This window comes from Streptomyces tauricus (assembly GCF_014650955.1).
Taxonomy (GTDB): Bacteria; Actinomycetota; Actinomycetes; order Streptomycetales; family Streptomycetaceae; genus Streptomyces; species Streptomyces tauricus.
Genome location: NZ_BMVY01000002.1, coordinates 266,131 through 282,196, shown reverse-complemented (window position 1 = coordinate 282,196; position 16,066 = coordinate 266,131). Strand labels below are relative to the sequence as shown.

Genomic DNA, 16,066 nt, shown 5'->3' with positions numbered 1-16,066 from the left:
CCCGTTCTCGACCGGCGTGCTAGAGGGGGATGTTGCCGTGCTTCTTCGGGGGCAGGGACTCCCGCTTGGTCCGCAGGGACCGCAGGCCGCGTACGACGTGGGCGCGGGTGTCGGAGGGCAGGATGACGCCGTCGATGTAACCGCGCTCGGCCGCCGTGTAGGGGTTGAGGAGGGTGTCCTCGTACTCCTGGATCAGCCGGGCCCGGGTGGCTTCCTGCTCGTCGGCGGGGGTGGCGGCGATGGCGCGCCGGTGCAGGATGTTCACCGCGCCCTGGGCGCCCATCACGGCGATCTGGGCGGTCGGCCAGGCGAGGTTGAGGTCCGCGCCCAGGTGCTTGGAACCCATCACGTCGTACGCGCCGCCGAAGGCCTTGCGGGTGATGACCGTGATGAGGGGGACGGTGGCCTCCGCGTACGCGTAGATCAGCTTGGCGCCGCGGCGGATGATGCCGGTGTGCTCCTGGTCGACGCCGGGGAGGAAGCCGGGGACGTCCACGAAGGTGAGGACGGGCACGTTGAAGGCGTCGCAGGTGCGCACGAAGCGGGCGGCCTTCTCGCTCGCGTCGATGTCCAGGCAGCCCGCGAACTGCATGGGCTGGTTGGCGACGATGCCCACCGGGCGGCCCTCCACGCGGCCGAAGCCGGTGAGGATGTTCGGTGCGAACAGCGGCTGCGTCTCGAAGAACTCGGCGTCGTCCAGGACGTGTTCGATCACCGTGTGCATGTCGTACGGCTGGTTCGCGCTGTCCGGGATCAGCGTGTCGAGCTCGCGGTCCTCGTCCGTCGTCGCCAGGTCCGCCTCCTCGGGGAAGGCGGGCGGCTCGCTGAGGTTGTTCGACGGGAGGTAGGACAGCAGCGACTTGACGTACTCGATCGCGTCCTTCTCGTCGCCCGCCATGTGGTGGGCCACGCCGGAGACCGCGTTGTGGGTGCGCGCGCCGCCCAGCTCCTCGAAGCCGACGTCCTCGCCGGTGACCGTCTTGATGACGTCGGGGCCGGTGATGAACATGTGCGAGGTCTGGTCGACCATCACCGTGAAGTCGGTGATCGCGGGGGAGTAGACCGCGCCGCCCGCGCACGGGCCGACGACCAGGCTGATCTGCGGGATCACACCCGAGGCGTGCGTGTTGCGGCGGAAGATCTCGCCGTACATGCCGAGCGCCGCGACGCCCTCCTGGATACGGGCGCCGCCCGAGTCGTTGATGCCGATGACCGGACAGCCTGTCTTCAGCGCGAAGTCCATCACCTTCATGATCTTCTGGCCGAAGACCTCGCCGAGCGCGCCGCCGAAGACCGTGAAGTCCTGGGAGAACACGGCGACCGGACGGCCGTCCACCGTGCCGTAACCGGTCACGACCCCGTCCCCGTACGGCCGGTTGTTCTCCAGGCCGAAGTCCGTCGAGCGGTGCTGCGCGAACTCGTCGAACTCGACGAAGGAGGTCTCGTCCAGCAGCAGGTCGAGCCGCTCACGGGCCGTCAACTTGCCTTTGGCGTGCTGCTTTTCGACGGCACGCGCCGAGCCGGCGTGCGTCGCCTCGTCGATGCGGCGCCGCAGATCCGCGAGCTTGCCCGCGGTGGTGTGGATGTCGATCTCATGCTGCTGTTCCGGCTCGGACATCGGGATGCGGCTCCCTGCCTGCTCAGTGGGGACGTGAGGGTGAGGTGCTCAGAAGGGGGTTGGGCTCAGATGGGGGATTGGCTACTCATCCGTAGCGTAGTGGCGTGCCTACCGTTCGGCAGTGCGGCGTTTACCACACCTAGGGTGGGTTGCATGACGCCGCGAGATGACTCAGACGCGAACAGCAACGCGCACAGCAATCGGTGGTCCGACCTGGAGCGTCCGCCGCTCAACGCCGTGGCGCTGCGCCGCGCGCTCGTACGCGACGGAGGGCGTGACGGGGGGCGCGGAGGGCTCTGGTCCGACGTCCAGGTGGTGGCCCGTACCGGCTCCACCAACTCCGACCTCGTCGCCCTCGCCGTGGACGGCAAGGCGGAGGAGGGCACGGTCCTGGTCGCCGAGGAGCAGGACGCGGGACGGGGGCGCCTCGACCGGCGGTGGACGGCGCCCGCCCGCTCGGGCCTCTTCTTCTCCGTCCTGCTGAAGCCCACCGGCGTACCCGTCGAGCGGTGGGGCTGGCTGCCGCTGCTCGCCGGGGTCGCGATGGCGACGGGGCTCTCGCGGTCGGCCGGCGTCGACACGGCACTGAAGTGGCCCAACGACCTGCTGGTGACGGTCGAGGGCGAGGAACGCAAGGTCGGCGGCATCCTCGCCGAACGCGCCGGTGCCGACGCGGTCGTCGTCGGCATCGGCATCAACGTCACGCTCCGCGCCGACGAACTGCCCGTGCCGGGCGCCGGATCGCTCGCCCTCGCGGGCGCGGCGACCACCGACCGGGACACCATCCTGCGGACCGTCCTCCGCTCGCTCGAACAGTGGTTCGAGAAGTGGCGGAGTGTCGGCGGCGACCCGGCCGCGTCCGGCCTCCAGGACACCTACGCCGCCGGCTGCGCGACCCTCGGCCGGGAGGTACGGGCCGAACTGCCCGGCAACAAGTCGATCACCGGGGAGGCGGTCGCCCTCGACGGCGACGGACGGCTGGTGCTGGCCACCGCGGAAGGGGTGCAGCAGCCCGTCGGCGCCGGGGACATCGTGCACCTGCGCCCGGCGGGATCCCCGGGGAACGAGTGACGGACGCGCCCAGCGGGGTACACGGGGCGTTCCGCGTGATCCGCGCCCGTTCGTGCTGGTGGTGAGCGAGGGGCGCACCCGGGCCGTACGACAGGGAGCGGCCCTGGAGCGGGCCGCCGGACGTACGGGGACGGAGTGGGTCAGGGGCCGTCCGGCCTCGGAAGTCGGGAGTGAGCCACAGCACACCTGCCGTAGAGTTGAGGCCGGTCGATACCTGACCGCGGCAGATCGGAAGGGCAGCAGGCGTGACGGTCGACGACAGCGGTTCGGGCACGGGTGACCCCGCCTCCGACGGGGAGCCCGGGCGTGCCGCCGGGTCTGTCGCCGACACGGCGGCCGCGCGGGTCGACCGCGCCGAGCTCCACGCGCGCGTGGAGGAAGAGGAACAGGACCCAGTGGACGCGCAGGACGGCCGGACCGACGTGCAGAACGGCCGCACCGACGTGCAGCACAGCCGGACGGGCGGACCGGACGGGCGCACCGTCGGGCAGGACGGCCGGGCGGGTGGGCCGGACGGGCGGACCGACCAGTCCGGCGCCGAGTCCGACGGCGACCCGCTGGCTCTCCGGCTCGAACAGCTCATCCTCGGCGCCGAGCGCCGCTACACCCCCTTCCAGGCGGCCCGCAGCGCCGGTGTCTCCATGGAGCTGGCCTCCCGGTTCTGGCGGGCCATGGGCTTCGCCGACATCGGCCAGGCCAAGGCGCTGACCGAGGCGGACGTCCTGGCCCTGCGGCGGCTGGCCGGTCTCGTCGAGGCCGGGCTGCTCAGCGAGGCGATGGCGGTCCAGGTGGCCCGTTCCACCGGCCAGACGACGGCCCGGCTGGCCGAGTGGCAGATCGACTCCTTCCTGGAGGGCCTCACCGAACCGCCCGAGCCGGGCATGACGCGTACCGAGGTCACGTATCCCCTCATCGAGCTGCTGCTGCCCGAACTGGAGGAGTTCCTGATCTACGTCTGGCGGCGCCAGCTCGCCGCCGCGACCGGGCGGGTCGTGCAGGCCGCGGACGACGAGGAGATGGTCGACCGGCGCCTGGCCGTCGGGTTCGCCGACCTCGTCGGCTTCACCCGGCTGACCCGGCGCATGGAGGAGGAGGAACTCGGCGAACTCGTCGAGGCCTTCGAGACCACCGCCGCCGACCTGGTCGCCGCCCACGGCGGCCGGCTCATCAAGACCCTGGGCGACGAGGTGCTGTACGCGGCCGACGACGCGGGGGTGGCCGCCGAGATCGCGCTGCGCCTCATCGAGACGATGGCCAACGACGAGACCATGCCGGAGCTGCGGGTGGGCATCGCGTTCGGCACGGTCACGACGCGCATGGGCGACGTGTTCGGCACGACCGTGAACCTCGCGTCGCGGCTCACGTCGATAGCTCCCAAGGACGCGGTCCTGGTCGACGGGGCGTTCGCGGAGGAGCTGATCCGCACGGGTGACGCGCCCGCCTCCGAGGCCGTGGCCGTCGAGGAGGCCGTCGCCGCGGAGAAGGAGGGCGAGGAGCCGCCGGCGTACCGCTTCGGGCTCCAGCCGATGTGGCAGCGGGCGGTGCGTGGGCTCGGCGTGGTCGAGCCGTGGCTGATGAGCCGCCGCAACTGAGGGCTTCCTGCCTTTACCTCTACCTCTACCTCTGCACCTCTACCTCTGCGGGCTGCCGGGGTCGACGCACAGGCCCACGAACGGTACGCAGATGCCGGCCGGCGGGTTTGGCGAGGCCGGCGATGTGGGGGGCTTGGTGGGGGGTTGCGGGGCCGGTTGTCGGGCTGCGGGGTGCTGGGGCGGCTCGGGTGGTGTGGGTGTGGGGGTGGTGACCCGGCGGGTGGGGGTGCGGGGGGTATAGGTGGCTGCGGGGTCTGCTGACTGTTGCTGTGCCTGCGCCCGTGCTGTCGGGATCGGTGGGGGTGTGCGGGGCGCGCTGGAGGGTGGCGTGGTCGTCGGCGGTTCCGGCGGCGTGTTCTGCCGTGCTGGGGCCTCCGGGGTCTCCGGGGTGGCCGATGCGGTGGGGTCCAGGTCTGTGGCTTCCACGCGTTCGCCGTCGGCCGAGGAGGGGGTGGGGGTCGCCAGGCGCAGCATGCTCAGGGCGCCTGCTGCCAGGGCCAGGCCGGCCAGTGTGAGGAGGGTGCGGTGGGGGCGGGGTTTGCGGTGGCGGCCGCGGGTGGATGGCGCCGTGTCCGTCGCCGTCGCCGGCGTGTCCGTCTTCGTCATGTGGGTCCCTCCCCCGGGTGCGCAGGTTATGCACGGGGTGGGGGGTTCGGGGGCGTGTGGGGGCGGGTCACCCGAATGAGGGGTTCGCCCCCGCCGCCCCTACCCGTTCCCGTCCACGCATGAGGGCTGCGCCCCCTCGCCCCCTTGTCCTCAAACGCCGGACGGGCTGAAAGACATACGCCCGTCCGGCGACACCTCAGCCCCTCCGGCGTTTGAGGAGCGGGGGTTCGGGGGCAGCGCCCCCGAGTACGTGACGGGAACGGGTAGGGGCGGCGGGGGCGAGAAGAGGTCACTCTCCAGGCCACTGCGGGTGGCGTTTCTCGTTGAACGCCGCCACCCCCTCCGCCCGGTCCCCGGAGAACGCCACCGACCGCCACGCCGCGTCCTCGATCTCCAGGCCGGCCCGGAGATCGAGCCCGTGCCCCAGCCGCAACGCCCGCTTGGCGGCCCGCAACCCCACCGGCGAGTTGCCGGCGATACGCGCGGCCAGCGCCAACGCCTCCGTCCGGTCCGACCCCTCGTCGACCAGGACGTCCACCAGCCCCAGCTCCCGCGCCTCCCCGGCCTCCACCCGCCGCGCCGAGAAGATCAGCTCGGCGGCCCGCGCCGCCCCCACCCGGCGCGGCAGCAGCTGCGTACCGCCGCCGCCGGGGATGACGCCGACCGACACCTCGGGCAGGCCCACCACGGCCGTGCCGTCCGCCACGATCAGGTCGCAGGCCAGGGCCAGTTCGAAGCCGCCGCCGAGCGCGTAGCCGTGCACGGCGGCCACGGTGGGCATCGGGAGCTCCAGCACGCCCGTGTAGGCGGCCCGTGCGACCGGCCGCTGGCGGACCAGTTCGGCGTCCGTGAGGGAGTTGCGCTCCTTGAGGTCGGCGCCGACGCAGAACGCCCGCTCGTGGGTCGAGGTCAGCACCACCACGCGTACGTCCCGGTCGGCGGCCAGCGCTTCGCACGCCGCGGCGATCGAGCGGGCCATCCCGGACGACACGGCGTTCATGGCCTTGGGGCGGTCCAGGGAGAGTTCCGCGACGTAGGTGGCGTGGCGCCGCACTGCCACGTACTCCCCGAACCGCCGCGTCGACTCCTGGTCGCCTTGCTGGTCGTGGTGGCGCTGGTCGTCGGCCTGCTCCGGCATGTCGCCCTCCCGGTTAACGTCAGTTAACTTGCGGGGTCGATCATCTCAGCGGGCCGTCCGCGGGGAAACCCCTGTTCGCCGCTTCGACCTCTCATAGTCGTACAAACCTACCTAACCTAGGGTAATGGGTGGTGACGATGTGCGACTGAGGGCCGTGGTGGCGCTGGCGCAGGGCATGGCCGCCGCGCACGCCCCGCGCGAGTCGTGGCGTGCGGCGGCGGACGGGGCCCGCCGGGCGCTGGGCGGGGACTTCGCCGCGCTGTCCGTGTGGGAGCGGCAGCTGGGGCGGCTGCGGGTCCTGGTGAACACGGGGGAGCGGGCCCCGGGCGAGGAGGAGTTCCCGGAGCGGGAGACGTACCCCGTGCATCAGTTCCCCGAGATCACCGAGTTCCTGCATGAGCGCTGGGCGGGCGGCGAGCCCAACGCCTGGGTCGAGACGGCGGACGGTCCGGCCGCGGGGGGCGCCGAATACTGCCATCAGAGGGTCGCCGCGCTGAGGCGGCGCGGGCGCGGCTGCTGTGTCGTCGCGCCGGTCGTGCTGCACGGACGCGCCTGGGGCGAGCTGTATGTCGCCCGGTCCGCCGGGGCGCCCGTCTTCGACGGCGCCGACGCCGACTTCGCGACCGTCCTCGCCTCCGTGGTCGCGGCCGGGATCGCGCAGACCGAACGCCTGGAGGAGGCCCGGCGGCTCGCCTTCACCGACGCGCTCACCGGTCTCGCCAACCGCCGGGCCGTGGACATGCGCCTGGAGGAGGCCATCGAGTGCCATCGCGCGCAGGGCGTCGTCGTGAGCCTTGTGGTGTGCGACCTGAACGGGCTCAAGCGCGTCAACGACACCCGCGGGCACGCCGTCGGCGACCGGCTCCTCGAACGCTTCGGGTCGGTGCTGTCCCTGTGCGGCGCGATGCTCCCCGGCACGCTCGCCGCCCGCCTCGGCGGTGACGAGTTCTGCCTGGTGGCGGTGGGCCCCACCGCCGACGAGGTGGTCCGCGTCGCCGAGGAACTGTGCCGCCGGGCCGGTGAGCTGGAGCTGGGCGAGGGGGTCGCGTGCGGGGTCGCCTCGACCGGCAATCCGCTGGGGCCCGTCCACTCCGCCCGCCGGCTCTTCCGCCTCGCCGACGCGGCCCAGTACCGCGCCAAGGCCGTACGTGCCACGAAGCCCGTCGTCGCCGGCCGTGAGGGCCCCGACGACCCCGTCGTACGCCTCGCCGACGCGCCCCCGCCCCCGGCGGCCGAACGGCGCCGGTTCCGAGGGCGACGGTAGGCCGGTCGCGGTCAGCCACGGGGTCTTGGTGTGACCGAGATGTAAGGGCCCCAACCCGTATCCACTAGTGACATCATCGCATTCACTGCGTACGCTCCTGAATATGGATATGCACTCTGTGGTGGTGGGGACGAGCGGGGTCACCGCGTCCGACGTGCTGGCCGTGGCGCGCGGCGGCGCCCGGGTCGAGCTCTCCGGCGAGGCGGTGGCGGCGCTCGCCGCGGCCCGCGAGATCGTCGAGGCGCTGGCCGCCAAACCCGAGCCCGTGTACGGGGTCTCCACCGGCTTCGGAGCCCTCGCGACCCGGCACATCAGCCCGGAGCTGAGGGCGCAGCTGCAGCGCAACATCGTGCGCTCGCACGCCGCCGGGATGGGGCCGCGCGTCGAACGCGAGGTCGTACGGGCCCTGATGTTCCTGCGGCTGAAGACCGTCTGCTCCGGCCGTACCGGCGTACGGCCGTCCGTCGCGCAGACCATGGCCGACGTCCTCAACGCCGGAATCACCCCGGTCGTCCACGAGTTCGGCTCGCTCGGCTGCTCCGGCGACCTCGCGCCGCTCTCCCACTGCGCCCTGACGCTGATGGGGGAGGGGGACGCCGAGGGGCCGGACGGCGTCGTCCGCCCGGCCGGTGAACTGCTCGCCGAGCACGGCATCGAGCCCGTCGAGCTGCGCGAGAAGGAGGGCCTGGCCCTCCTCAACGGCACCGACGGCATGCTCGGCATGCTGATCATGGCCCTCGCCGACCTGGACAACCTCTACAAGTCCGCCGACATCACGGCCGCCCTCAGCCTGGAGGCGCTGCTCGGGACCGACAAGGTCCTCGCGCCCGAACTGCACGCCATCCGGCCGCACCCCGGCCAGAGCGTCAGCGCCGCCAACATGCTGGCCGTGCTGAAGGGTTCGGAGCTGACGGGGCATCACCAGGACGACGCGCCGCGGGTGCAGGACGCGTACTCCGTGCGCTGCGCCCCGCAGGTGGCCGGTGCCGGGCGCGACACCATGAGCCATGCCCGGCTGGTCGCCGACCGTGAACTGGCCGCGGCCGTCGACAACCCGGTCGTCCTGCCCGACGGGCGCGTCGAGTCGAACGGCAACTTCCACGGCGCCCCGGTCGCGTACGTGCTGGACTTCCTCGCCATCGTCGCGGCCGACCTCGGCTCCATCGCCGAACGCCGTACGGACCGGCTCCTCGACAAGAACCGCTCGCACGGCCTGCCGCCCTTCCTCGCGGACGACGCCGGCGTCGACTCCGGCCTGATGATCGCCCAGTACACACAGGCCGCCCTGGTCAGCGAGATGAAGCGGCTCGCCGTACCGGCCTCCGCGGACTCCATCCCGTCCTCCGCGATGCAGGAGGACCACGTCTCGATGGGCTGGTCGGCCGCCCGCAAGCTCCGTACGGCCGTCGACAACCTGACCCGGATCGTCGCGATCGAGCTGTACGCCGCCACGCGCGCCGTCGAGCTGCGCGCCGGACTCACCCCGGCACCTGCCACGCGGGCCGCCCTCGCGGCCGTCCGGGCCGCCGGGGTGGCGGGCCCCGGGCCGGATCGTTTCCTCGCCCCCGACCTGGCCGCAGCGGACGCCTTCGTGCGCGGCGGCCACCTGGTCGCGGCCGTCGAAACGGTGACGGGCCCGCTGTCCTGACGGGGATCCCGTTCGTCGGGCGGGGCTGTCGTGTCGGTCACGGCGGCCCCGCCGTTTCGTGTGCTAGGGTTCATAGCGAAACGTTTTTGGTACCCATTAACTTGTGCGCCTGAAAGGATTCTCTCTCAGGCGCGTTTTGTTTTTCCGGTCATTTCCGGATGGGAGCCACACCTATCCAAGGAGAAATGACATGGCTACTGGCACCGTGAAGTGGTTCAACAGCGAAAAGGGCTTCGGCTTCATCGAGCAGGACGGCGGCGGCGCCGACGTCTTCGCCCACTACTCCAACATCGCCACCTCTGGCTTCCGTGAGCTGCAGGAGGGCCAGAAGGTCTCCTTCGACGTCACGCAGGGCCAGAAGGGCCCGCAGGCGGAGAACATCGTTCCCGCCTAATTCCGGGACGCGCATCACGCGAGCCGGGGTCCGCACCTTCGGGTGCGGGCCCCGGCTTGTGCTGTCCGTGTGCCCCAGAGCACGGGAAACCGTGAAGGCACGGGAAACCGTGCGGCCCAGGAAGGAATTCCAGATCCAGCATGACTCGATCCGAACGTCCTGAACGACCCACCGGCGGCGGGCGGCCTGCGAATTCCCGGGGTTCCCGCGGCTCTCGTGGCACACGTGGCGGAGCCCCCGCGGCTTCCGCGAACGGCGGCGGCAGAAACGTACGCAAGAAGCCCCTCGCGCAGGCCGCGCCGCCGCGCGAGTTCACCCTGCCGCAGACGATCACGCCCGCACTGCCCTCCGTCGAGTCCTTCGACGCGCTGGACATGCCGGCCGCGCTCGGCAAGACCCTCAGCGCCCAGGGTGTGACCGACCCCTTCCCGATCCAGGGCGCCACCCTGCCCAACTCCCTCGCCGGGCGCGACATCCTCGGCCGGGGCCGCACCGGCTCGGGCAAGACCCTCGCCTTCGGCCTCGCGCTGCTCGCCCGTACGGCAGGCCGCCGCGCCGAGTCCAAGGCGCCGCTCGCGCTCGTCCTGGTGCCCACGCGTGAACTCGCGCAGCAGGTCACCGACGCGCTCACGCCGTACGCCACGGCCGTGAACCTGCGGCTCGCGACCGTCGTCGGCGGGCTCTCCATCGGCAAGCAGTCCGCCCTGCTGCGGCGCGGTGCCGAGGTGCTCGTCGCCACGCCGGGACGCCTGAAGGACCTGATAGACCGGGGTGACTGCACCCTCGCGCGGGTCAGCATCACCGTCCTCGACGAGGCCGACCAGATGGCCGACATGGGCTTCATGCCCCAGGTCACGGCGCTCCTCAACCAGGTCGAGCCGGGCGGGCAGCGCATGCTGTTCTCGGCGACCCTGGACAAGAACATCGACAAGCTCGTCCGGATGTTCCTCACGGACCCCGTCGTGCACTCGGTCGACCCCTCGGCCGGCGCGGTGACGACGATGGAGCACCACGTGCTGCACGTCGCCGACGAGACGGACAAGAAGGCCGTCGCGATGCGGATCGCCGCCCGTGACGGGCGCGTCATCCTCTTCGTCGACACCAAGCGCTCGGCGGACCGCTTCACCAAGCGGCTGCTCGCCAGCGGCGTACGGGCCTCCGCCCTGCACGGCGGACGCTCCCAGCCGCAGCGCAACCGCACGCTCGACCAGTTCAAGACCGGCCTGGTGACCGCTCTGGTCGCCACCAACGTGGCGGCGCGCGGCATCCACGTCGACGACCTCGATCTCGTCGTGAACGTCGACCCGCCGACCGACCACAAGGACTACCTGCACCGCGGCGGCCGTACCGCTCGCGCGGGGGAGTCCGGCAGCGTGGTCACGCTGGTCCTGCCCGAGCAGAAGCGCGACATGACCCAGCTGATGGCCAACGCGGGCATCAGCCCGCACACGGCCCGCATCAAGTCCAGCGACGACGAGCTGGTACGGATCACGGGCGCGCGCGAGCCGTCCGGCGTCCCGGTCGTCATCCCCGTACCGGAGTCCGCGGCCCCCCAGCCTTCGCAGGGGAAGCCCCGGGCGCGACGCGGTGGCGGCGGTGGCGGTGGTGGCCGCGGGGCGGCCGCGGCCGGTACGCGGTCCGCCGGTACGCGGTCCGGCGGCGGGGGCGCGTCCCGTGGGCGCGGAACCGCCGCGGCGCGTACGCGCGGTGGGCAGCAGGGTGGCGGGCGTCGGTCCGCCTGACGCCTGACGTCTGACGGGGTGGGGGATCCGCCGAGCGGCGGCGGCCGGCCGCGGGTTCGGCGTGGCCGGTCGCGAGGATCCCCTCGCGGGGCGCGGCCTCTCCTGGCTCAGTACCCGGTCAGGCGCTCCCTGCGCACCGAGTAGACGACGAACCCGGCCCCGAGGGCCAGGAACAGGGTGCCGCCTGCCACGTACGGGGTCGTGTCGAAGCTTCCCGTGTCGGCCAGGCGGGTCTGGGTCTCCTCTGTGGTCGTGCCGGTTTCCTCCGTGGCGGTCTCCGCGGACGTGTCCGTGGAGGTGTGTGCCGCGGTGCGGACCACCGTCGTGGTCGTTGTCTGCGTTCTGTGCTCCGCCGGCCTGTCGTCCGTCGCGTTGGCGGACGGAACGAACCACAGGGCACCCAGGAGGGTCCCCGCGGCGGTGGCGGTCAGCAACGATCGACGTGCGGACACGGAATATCGATCCCCTTGTGACGCTGGCGAATTGGCCGTGTGGGGCGATGTTAGTGAAAGGTGCGGGTCACGGGAAAGTCACGGTGCCCAAGAGCCGTACGCTCCGGTGTATGAGCACACCTGAGACATCACGTTTTGTGCGGTTGCACGTCGAATTGGTCGTCGAGGTCGACGACGAGAACGCGCTGACCAAGGCGGCACTGAGCCGCATGGCCGAGGACGCCGAGATCCCGTCCGACGAGCGGGCCCACGCCGAGAGCACCGTGACGCACAACACGGCCGAGGCCCTCGCGTACCTCGTCGACCCGTTCGACCTGGTCGCGGACGTGCCCGGGGTCGAACTCGCCCAGGCCTCGTGGAGCAGCGAGCACATCGACTACGACCCCGATTCGCCGGATTGGGACCTGGACGAGGATGATGACGCCTCGGACGAGGAAGAAGCGACCGGCTGACACCGCGTGGGAGATTGATGGCCCCGGGCGGCAACCGCCACCCGGGGTTTCGTCGTCTCACGGGACGCAGTGACCGACACCCGCACCAGGCGTATCCCTGTGGAACGACGTGGCATGCCCCACACCCGTGATGGATGTGGAACGGGACGAACCGGTCGTAGCGTTAATTGGTGTTACGGGGACTCTCGTGGTTCAGGGGATTCGGCAACGATGGAGAAGCGTGTGATGACGGTCAGTAAGCGGCGCAAGGGCCTCACGGTCGCGTCCGCACTGCTCGGCGGGGTGCTGATGCTCTCTGCGTGCAGCGGAGGGGGCAGCGACAACCCCAAGGGCGACGACGAAGGTGACGGCTCCTCGCAGTCGAAGGTCGACGAGGCGGCGGCGAAGAAGACGTCCGAGGCCCAGATCAAGATCACGCCCAAGGACGGGTCCGACAACGCCTCCATCAACAGCGCCGCCGCGGTCACTGTGACCAAGGGCACACTGAGTGAAGTGACCATGAAGACGGCGGCCGGTGCCGCCGTCGAAGGCGAGATATCCGCGGACAAGAAGAGCTGGAAGCCCAGCGGTCAGCTGGAGCGCGCCACCGCCTACAAGATCGCCGCGACGGCCAAGGACTCCAACGGCCGCGCCGCCCACGAGAACGCGTCGTTCACGACGGTCTCCCCGGCCAACAGCTTCATCGGCAACTTCACGCCCGAGGACGGTTCCACCGTCGGCGTCGGCATGCCGGTCTCGATCAACTTCGACAAGGCGATCACGAACAAGGCGGACGTCCAGAAGGGCATCACCGTCTCCTCGACCAGCGGCCAGGAGGTCGTCGGGCACTGGTTCAACGCCAACCGCCTGGACTTCCGCCCCGAGGAGTACTGGAAGGGCAACTCCACCGTCACCCTGAAGCTCAACCTCGACGGTGTCGAAGGTGCCTCCGGTGTCTATGGAGTGCAGCAGAAGACGGTCACCTTCAAGATCGGCCGCAACCAGGTCTCGATCGTCGACGCCAAGACGAAGACGATGAAGGTCACGCAGGACGGCAAGACGATCCGGACCATCCCGATCTCGGCCGGCTCGCCCGAGAACAAGACGTACGAGGGCCAGATGGTGATCTCCGAGAAGTTCAAGGAGACCCGGATGAACGGCGCGACCGTCGGCTTCACGGACGACGACGGCAAGGGCGAGTACGACATCAAGGACGTCCCGCACGCGATGCGTCTGTCGAACTCCGGCACGTTCATCCACGGCAACTACTGGGGCGCCAAGTCCATCTTCGGCAGCGTCAACACCAGCCACGGCTGCGTGGGCCTGTCGGACACCAAGGGCGCCAACGACACGAAGTCCCCGGGCGGCTGGTTCTACAGCAACTCGATCGTCGGTGACGTCGTGGACGTGCGGAACACCGGTGACAAGACCATCGCCCCGGACAACGGCCTCAACGGCTGGAACCTGGACTGGGCGGCCTGGAAGGCCGGTTCGGCCGTCTGACCCCGAACCCACCTCGTCCCGAGGGCGGTTGCTCGTTCACGAGCAGCCGCCCTCGGCGTTTTCACAGCGTTCCGCAGGCCCGCACAGCGCATCGGGGGGCCGTTCTGGGGTTCTGCACAGCCTTCTCATCCTTCTCTTATGCGGGGCTTATCCCTCCATCACGCGGCGTCCCTAGCTTGCGGCCATGTTCTTCACCTATCTGAGGCGCGAACTGCGCCGCCGCAGAAAGGCGGCGCTCGTCGTCGCCTCCGGACTCGCCCTGGGCATCGCCCTGGTCATCGTGGTCAGCTCCGTGTCGTCCGGCATGGAGAAGGCGCAGGGCAAGGTCCTCCAGTCGCTGTACGGGCTGGGTACGGACATGACGGTCACCAAGGCGGCCCAGGCCCAGTCGAGCACGGGCGAGCGCCCGCGCTTCCGGTTCGACGCCCAGGACGGTGACTCCGACGAGGAGCAGAGCAGCGACCGCGTGATGGTGCAGGGCTTCCAGACCCTCGCGTCCAGCACGGTCTCCGAGGTCGGTACGCAGAAGGGCGTCTCGGACGCGGTCGGCGGGCTCAGCCTCCAGGTCATCAAGGTCAGCGGCCAGTTCCAGCGCGGCGAGTTCCGTCAGGACCAGCAGCAGGGCGGTGGCGGTGGCAACCAGCAGGGCGGCGGCCCCGGCGCCCAGCAGTCCCCGCAGGGCCGTGTCGAGGGCGGCGGCGCCGACTTCGACGTCAACAACTACTCGGTGTACGGCACGGACGTCACCAAGCCCGACCTGGGCCCGCTGACCTCCTCGAAGATCACCAGCGGCCGTACGTTCAAGACCTCCGAGACCGACGCGAAGGTCGTCGTCGCCGACACGTCCTACGCCAAGGAGAAGAAACTCGCCCTCGGTGACACCGTCACCGTCAAGAGCGTCAAGTACAAGGTCATAGGCATCGCGACCCCCGACAGCGGGGACGCGGCGGCCAACCTCTACATCCCGCTCAAGCAGGCGCAGACGCTCAGCGACTCCAAGGACAAGGTCACCACGATCTACGTCCAGGCGTCCGACTCGCAGCAGATCGACGCCGTCAAGTCGACGATCCAGAAGAACATCGACGGTACGACGGTGACGACCTCCGCCGACCTCGCGGACACCGTCTCCGGGTCCCTGTCCACCGCGTCCGACCTCGCCTCGAACGTGGGCAAGTGGCTGTCGATCGCGGTGCTCGTGGCCGCGTTCCTGGTCGCGGGACTGCTCACCTCGTCGGCCGTGTCCCGTCGCGTACGGGAGTTCGGCACGCTGAAGGCGCTCGGCTGGAAGTCCGGCCGTGTCACCCGCCAGGTCGTCGGGGAGGCCGTCGTCAACGGGCTCGTCGGCGGTGTCCTCGGGATAGCCCTCGGCCTCGGCGGCGCGTACGCCGTCACCGCGATCAGCCCGACGCTCCAGGCCGAACTCGGCTCCACTGGCGGGGGCATGGGCGGCCCCGGCGGCGGTGGGGGCCCCGGTGGCGGCGGTATGGGCGGCCCGGCCCGCCAGGCGGCCTCCAAGGCCCTCGATGTGACCCTCACGGCCCCGGTGGCGCTCAACACGATCGCGATCGCGGTGGGTCTCGCGGTGGCGGGCGGCCTCATCGCCGGCGCGTTCGGCGGCTGGCGCGCATCCCGCCTACGCCCGGCGGACGCGCTGCGCCGGGTCGAGTAACCCACACCTGTGTGGCACCCCGCGCCCCTCAGGGGTGCGGGGAACTGCGCGACCAGCCACGACCGACCCGCACCCTCCGACACCGCGCCCCCAGCGGAGCGCAACGGCCCAGGAGCCACACGTGTACGAACTAAGAGGCATCACCAAGCAGTACAAGCGGGGCAAGGACACCGTCCACGCCCTCGCAGGCGTCGACCTGACCATCGCGGACGGCGACCGCCTGGTCATCCAGGGCCCCACCGGCGGCGGCAAATCCACCCTCCTCCAGATGCTCGGCGGCCTCGACCGCCCCACCTCCGGAAGCATCGAGCTGGACGGAACAGATCTCGCCAGATTGTCCGAGACCAAACTGACGAACGTGCGCAGCGAGAACATCGGATTCGTTTTCCAGAGCTTCAATCTCATTCCCACCCTCACCGCCCAGGAGAACGTGGAGACCGCTCTCGTACCGCTCAAGGTGAAGGTGAGGGAACGCCGGGAAAGGGCCGCCGCCGCGCTGGAGTCCGTAGGGCTCGCCGAGCGGGCCGGGCATCTGCCCGCCGAGCTGTCCGGGGGCCAGCAGCAGCGTGTCGCGATCGCCCGCGCCCTGGTCAAGCAGCCGAAGGTGCTGCTCGCCGACGAACCGACCGGCAACCTCGACGAGTCGATGCGCGACGAGATCATGGACGTACTCGACACCATGTGGAAGGAGCACGGGCTCACTTTCATCATGGTCACGCACGATTCCGCGCTCGCGAAAAAGGCTCCCAGGGTCGCCACGATCCGGAAGGGGAGGATCACCGTCAGGGAAAACGCCAACTCCTGACCGCGGCCACGCTATTGAGCACCAGTTCACCCCCCGGCATACTGAGTATTCCGGGGGGTTACGCGCGAGCATGCGTACGGGATGTCCCCCGGCCGGATGAACGGGGGTTCATCCCGGACCTGATCTCCAGGGG

The 16,066-nt window shown here is 70.8% G+C and carries 13 protein-coding genes; 10 read left to right on the top strand and 3 right to left on the bottom strand.

The genetic code is table 11. The features are described 5' to 3' along the window. Positions 1-19: 19 nt before the first annotated feature. Positions 20-1,618: an acyl-CoA carboxylase subunit beta gene (locus IE278_RS05875; RefSeq protein WP_189769475.1), complete on the bottom strand. Its 1,599-nt coding sequence runs from the start codon at positions 1,616-1,618 to the stop codon at positions 20-22. Positions 1,619-1,771: 153 nt separating this feature from the next. Between IE278_RS05875 and IE278_RS05870 the strand changes: the two genes are divergently transcribed. Continuing rightward, complete coding sequence (locus IE278_RS05870; protein ID WP_189769473.1) at positions 1,772-2,689, top strand: biotin--[acetyl-CoA-carboxylase] ligase; 918 nt, start codon at positions 1,772-1,774, stop codon at positions 2,687-2,689. Between the two features lie 443 nt (positions 2,690-3,132). Continuing rightward, entirely contained in the window at positions 3,133-4,281 is a 1,149-nt protein-coding gene (locus IE278_RS05865) for an adenylate/guanylate cyclase domain-containing protein (protein WP_373311926.1), read from the top strand. 895 nt (positions 4,282-5,176) lie between these two features. Here IE278_RS05865 and IE278_RS05860 read toward each other — a convergent pair. Further along, positions 5,177-6,025, bottom strand: coding sequence for an enoyl-CoA hydratase/isomerase family protein (locus IE278_RS05860; RefSeq protein ID WP_189769469.1), 849 nt, complete (start codon positions 6,023-6,025; stop codon positions 5,177-5,179). 124 nt (positions 6,026-6,149) lie between these two features. Between IE278_RS05860 and IE278_RS05855 the strand changes: the two genes are divergently transcribed. From IE278_RS05855 to IE278_RS05840, 4 genes are all read left to right on the top strand, one after another. Then, positions 6,150-7,289 carry a GGDEF domain-containing protein gene (locus IE278_RS05855; RefSeq protein ID WP_189769467.1) on the top strand — a complete coding sequence of 380 codons (1,140 nt, stop codon included), beginning with the start codon at positions 6,150-6,152 and terminating at the stop codon, positions 7,287-7,289. 109 nt (positions 7,290-7,398) lie between these two features. After that, entirely contained in the window at positions 7,399-8,937 is a 1,539-nt protein-coding gene (hutH, locus tag IE278_RS05850) for a histidine ammonia-lyase (protein ID WP_189769847.1), read from the top strand. A gap of 190 nt (positions 8,938-9,127) precedes the next feature. Then, positions 9,128-9,331, top strand: coding sequence for a cold-shock protein (locus IE278_RS05845; protein WP_003969786.1), 204 nt, complete (start codon positions 9,128-9,130; stop codon positions 9,329-9,331). A gap of 140 nt (positions 9,332-9,471) precedes the next feature. After that, the gene (locus IE278_RS05840) at positions 9,472-11,073 is read left to right on the top strand and encodes a DEAD/DEAH box helicase (RefSeq protein WP_189769465.1); all 1,602 of its coding nucleotides are present in this window, start codon (positions 9,472-9,474) and stop codon (positions 11,071-11,073) included. Positions 11,074-11,180: 107 nt separating this feature from the next. Here IE278_RS05840 and IE278_RS05835 read toward each other — a convergent pair whose 3' ends face one another. After that, entirely contained in the window at positions 11,181-11,525 is a 345-nt protein-coding gene (locus IE278_RS05835) for an LAETG motif-containing sortase-dependent surface protein (protein WP_246569988.1), read from the bottom strand. Between the two features lie 110 nt (positions 11,526-11,635). Here IE278_RS05835 and IE278_RS05830 point away from each other — a divergent pair, with 110 nt between their 5' ends. From IE278_RS05830 to IE278_RS05815, 4 genes are all read left to right on the top strand, one after another. Continuing rightward, positions 11,636-11,977 (top strand): hypothetical protein, encoded by a 342-nt coding sequence (locus IE278_RS05830; protein ID WP_189769463.1) that lies wholly within the window; start codon positions 11,636-11,638, stop codon positions 11,975-11,977. A gap of 210 nt (positions 11,978-12,187) precedes the next feature. Beyond that, positions 12,188-13,459: a L,D-transpeptidase gene (locus IE278_RS05825; protein ID WP_189769461.1), complete on the top strand. Its 1,272-nt coding sequence runs from the start codon at positions 12,188-12,190 to the stop codon at positions 13,457-13,459. 184 nt (positions 13,460-13,643) lie between these two features. Beyond that, entirely contained in the window at positions 13,644-15,128 is a 1,485-nt protein-coding gene (locus IE278_RS05820) for an ABC transporter permease (protein WP_189769459.1), read from the top strand. Between the two features lie 121 nt (positions 15,129-15,249). Further along, positions 15,250-15,933 (top strand): ABC transporter ATP-binding protein, encoded by a 684-nt coding sequence (locus tag IE278_RS05815; protein WP_189769457.1) that lies wholly within the window; start codon positions 15,250-15,252, stop codon positions 15,931-15,933. Positions 15,934-16,066: the final 133 nt, after the last annotated feature.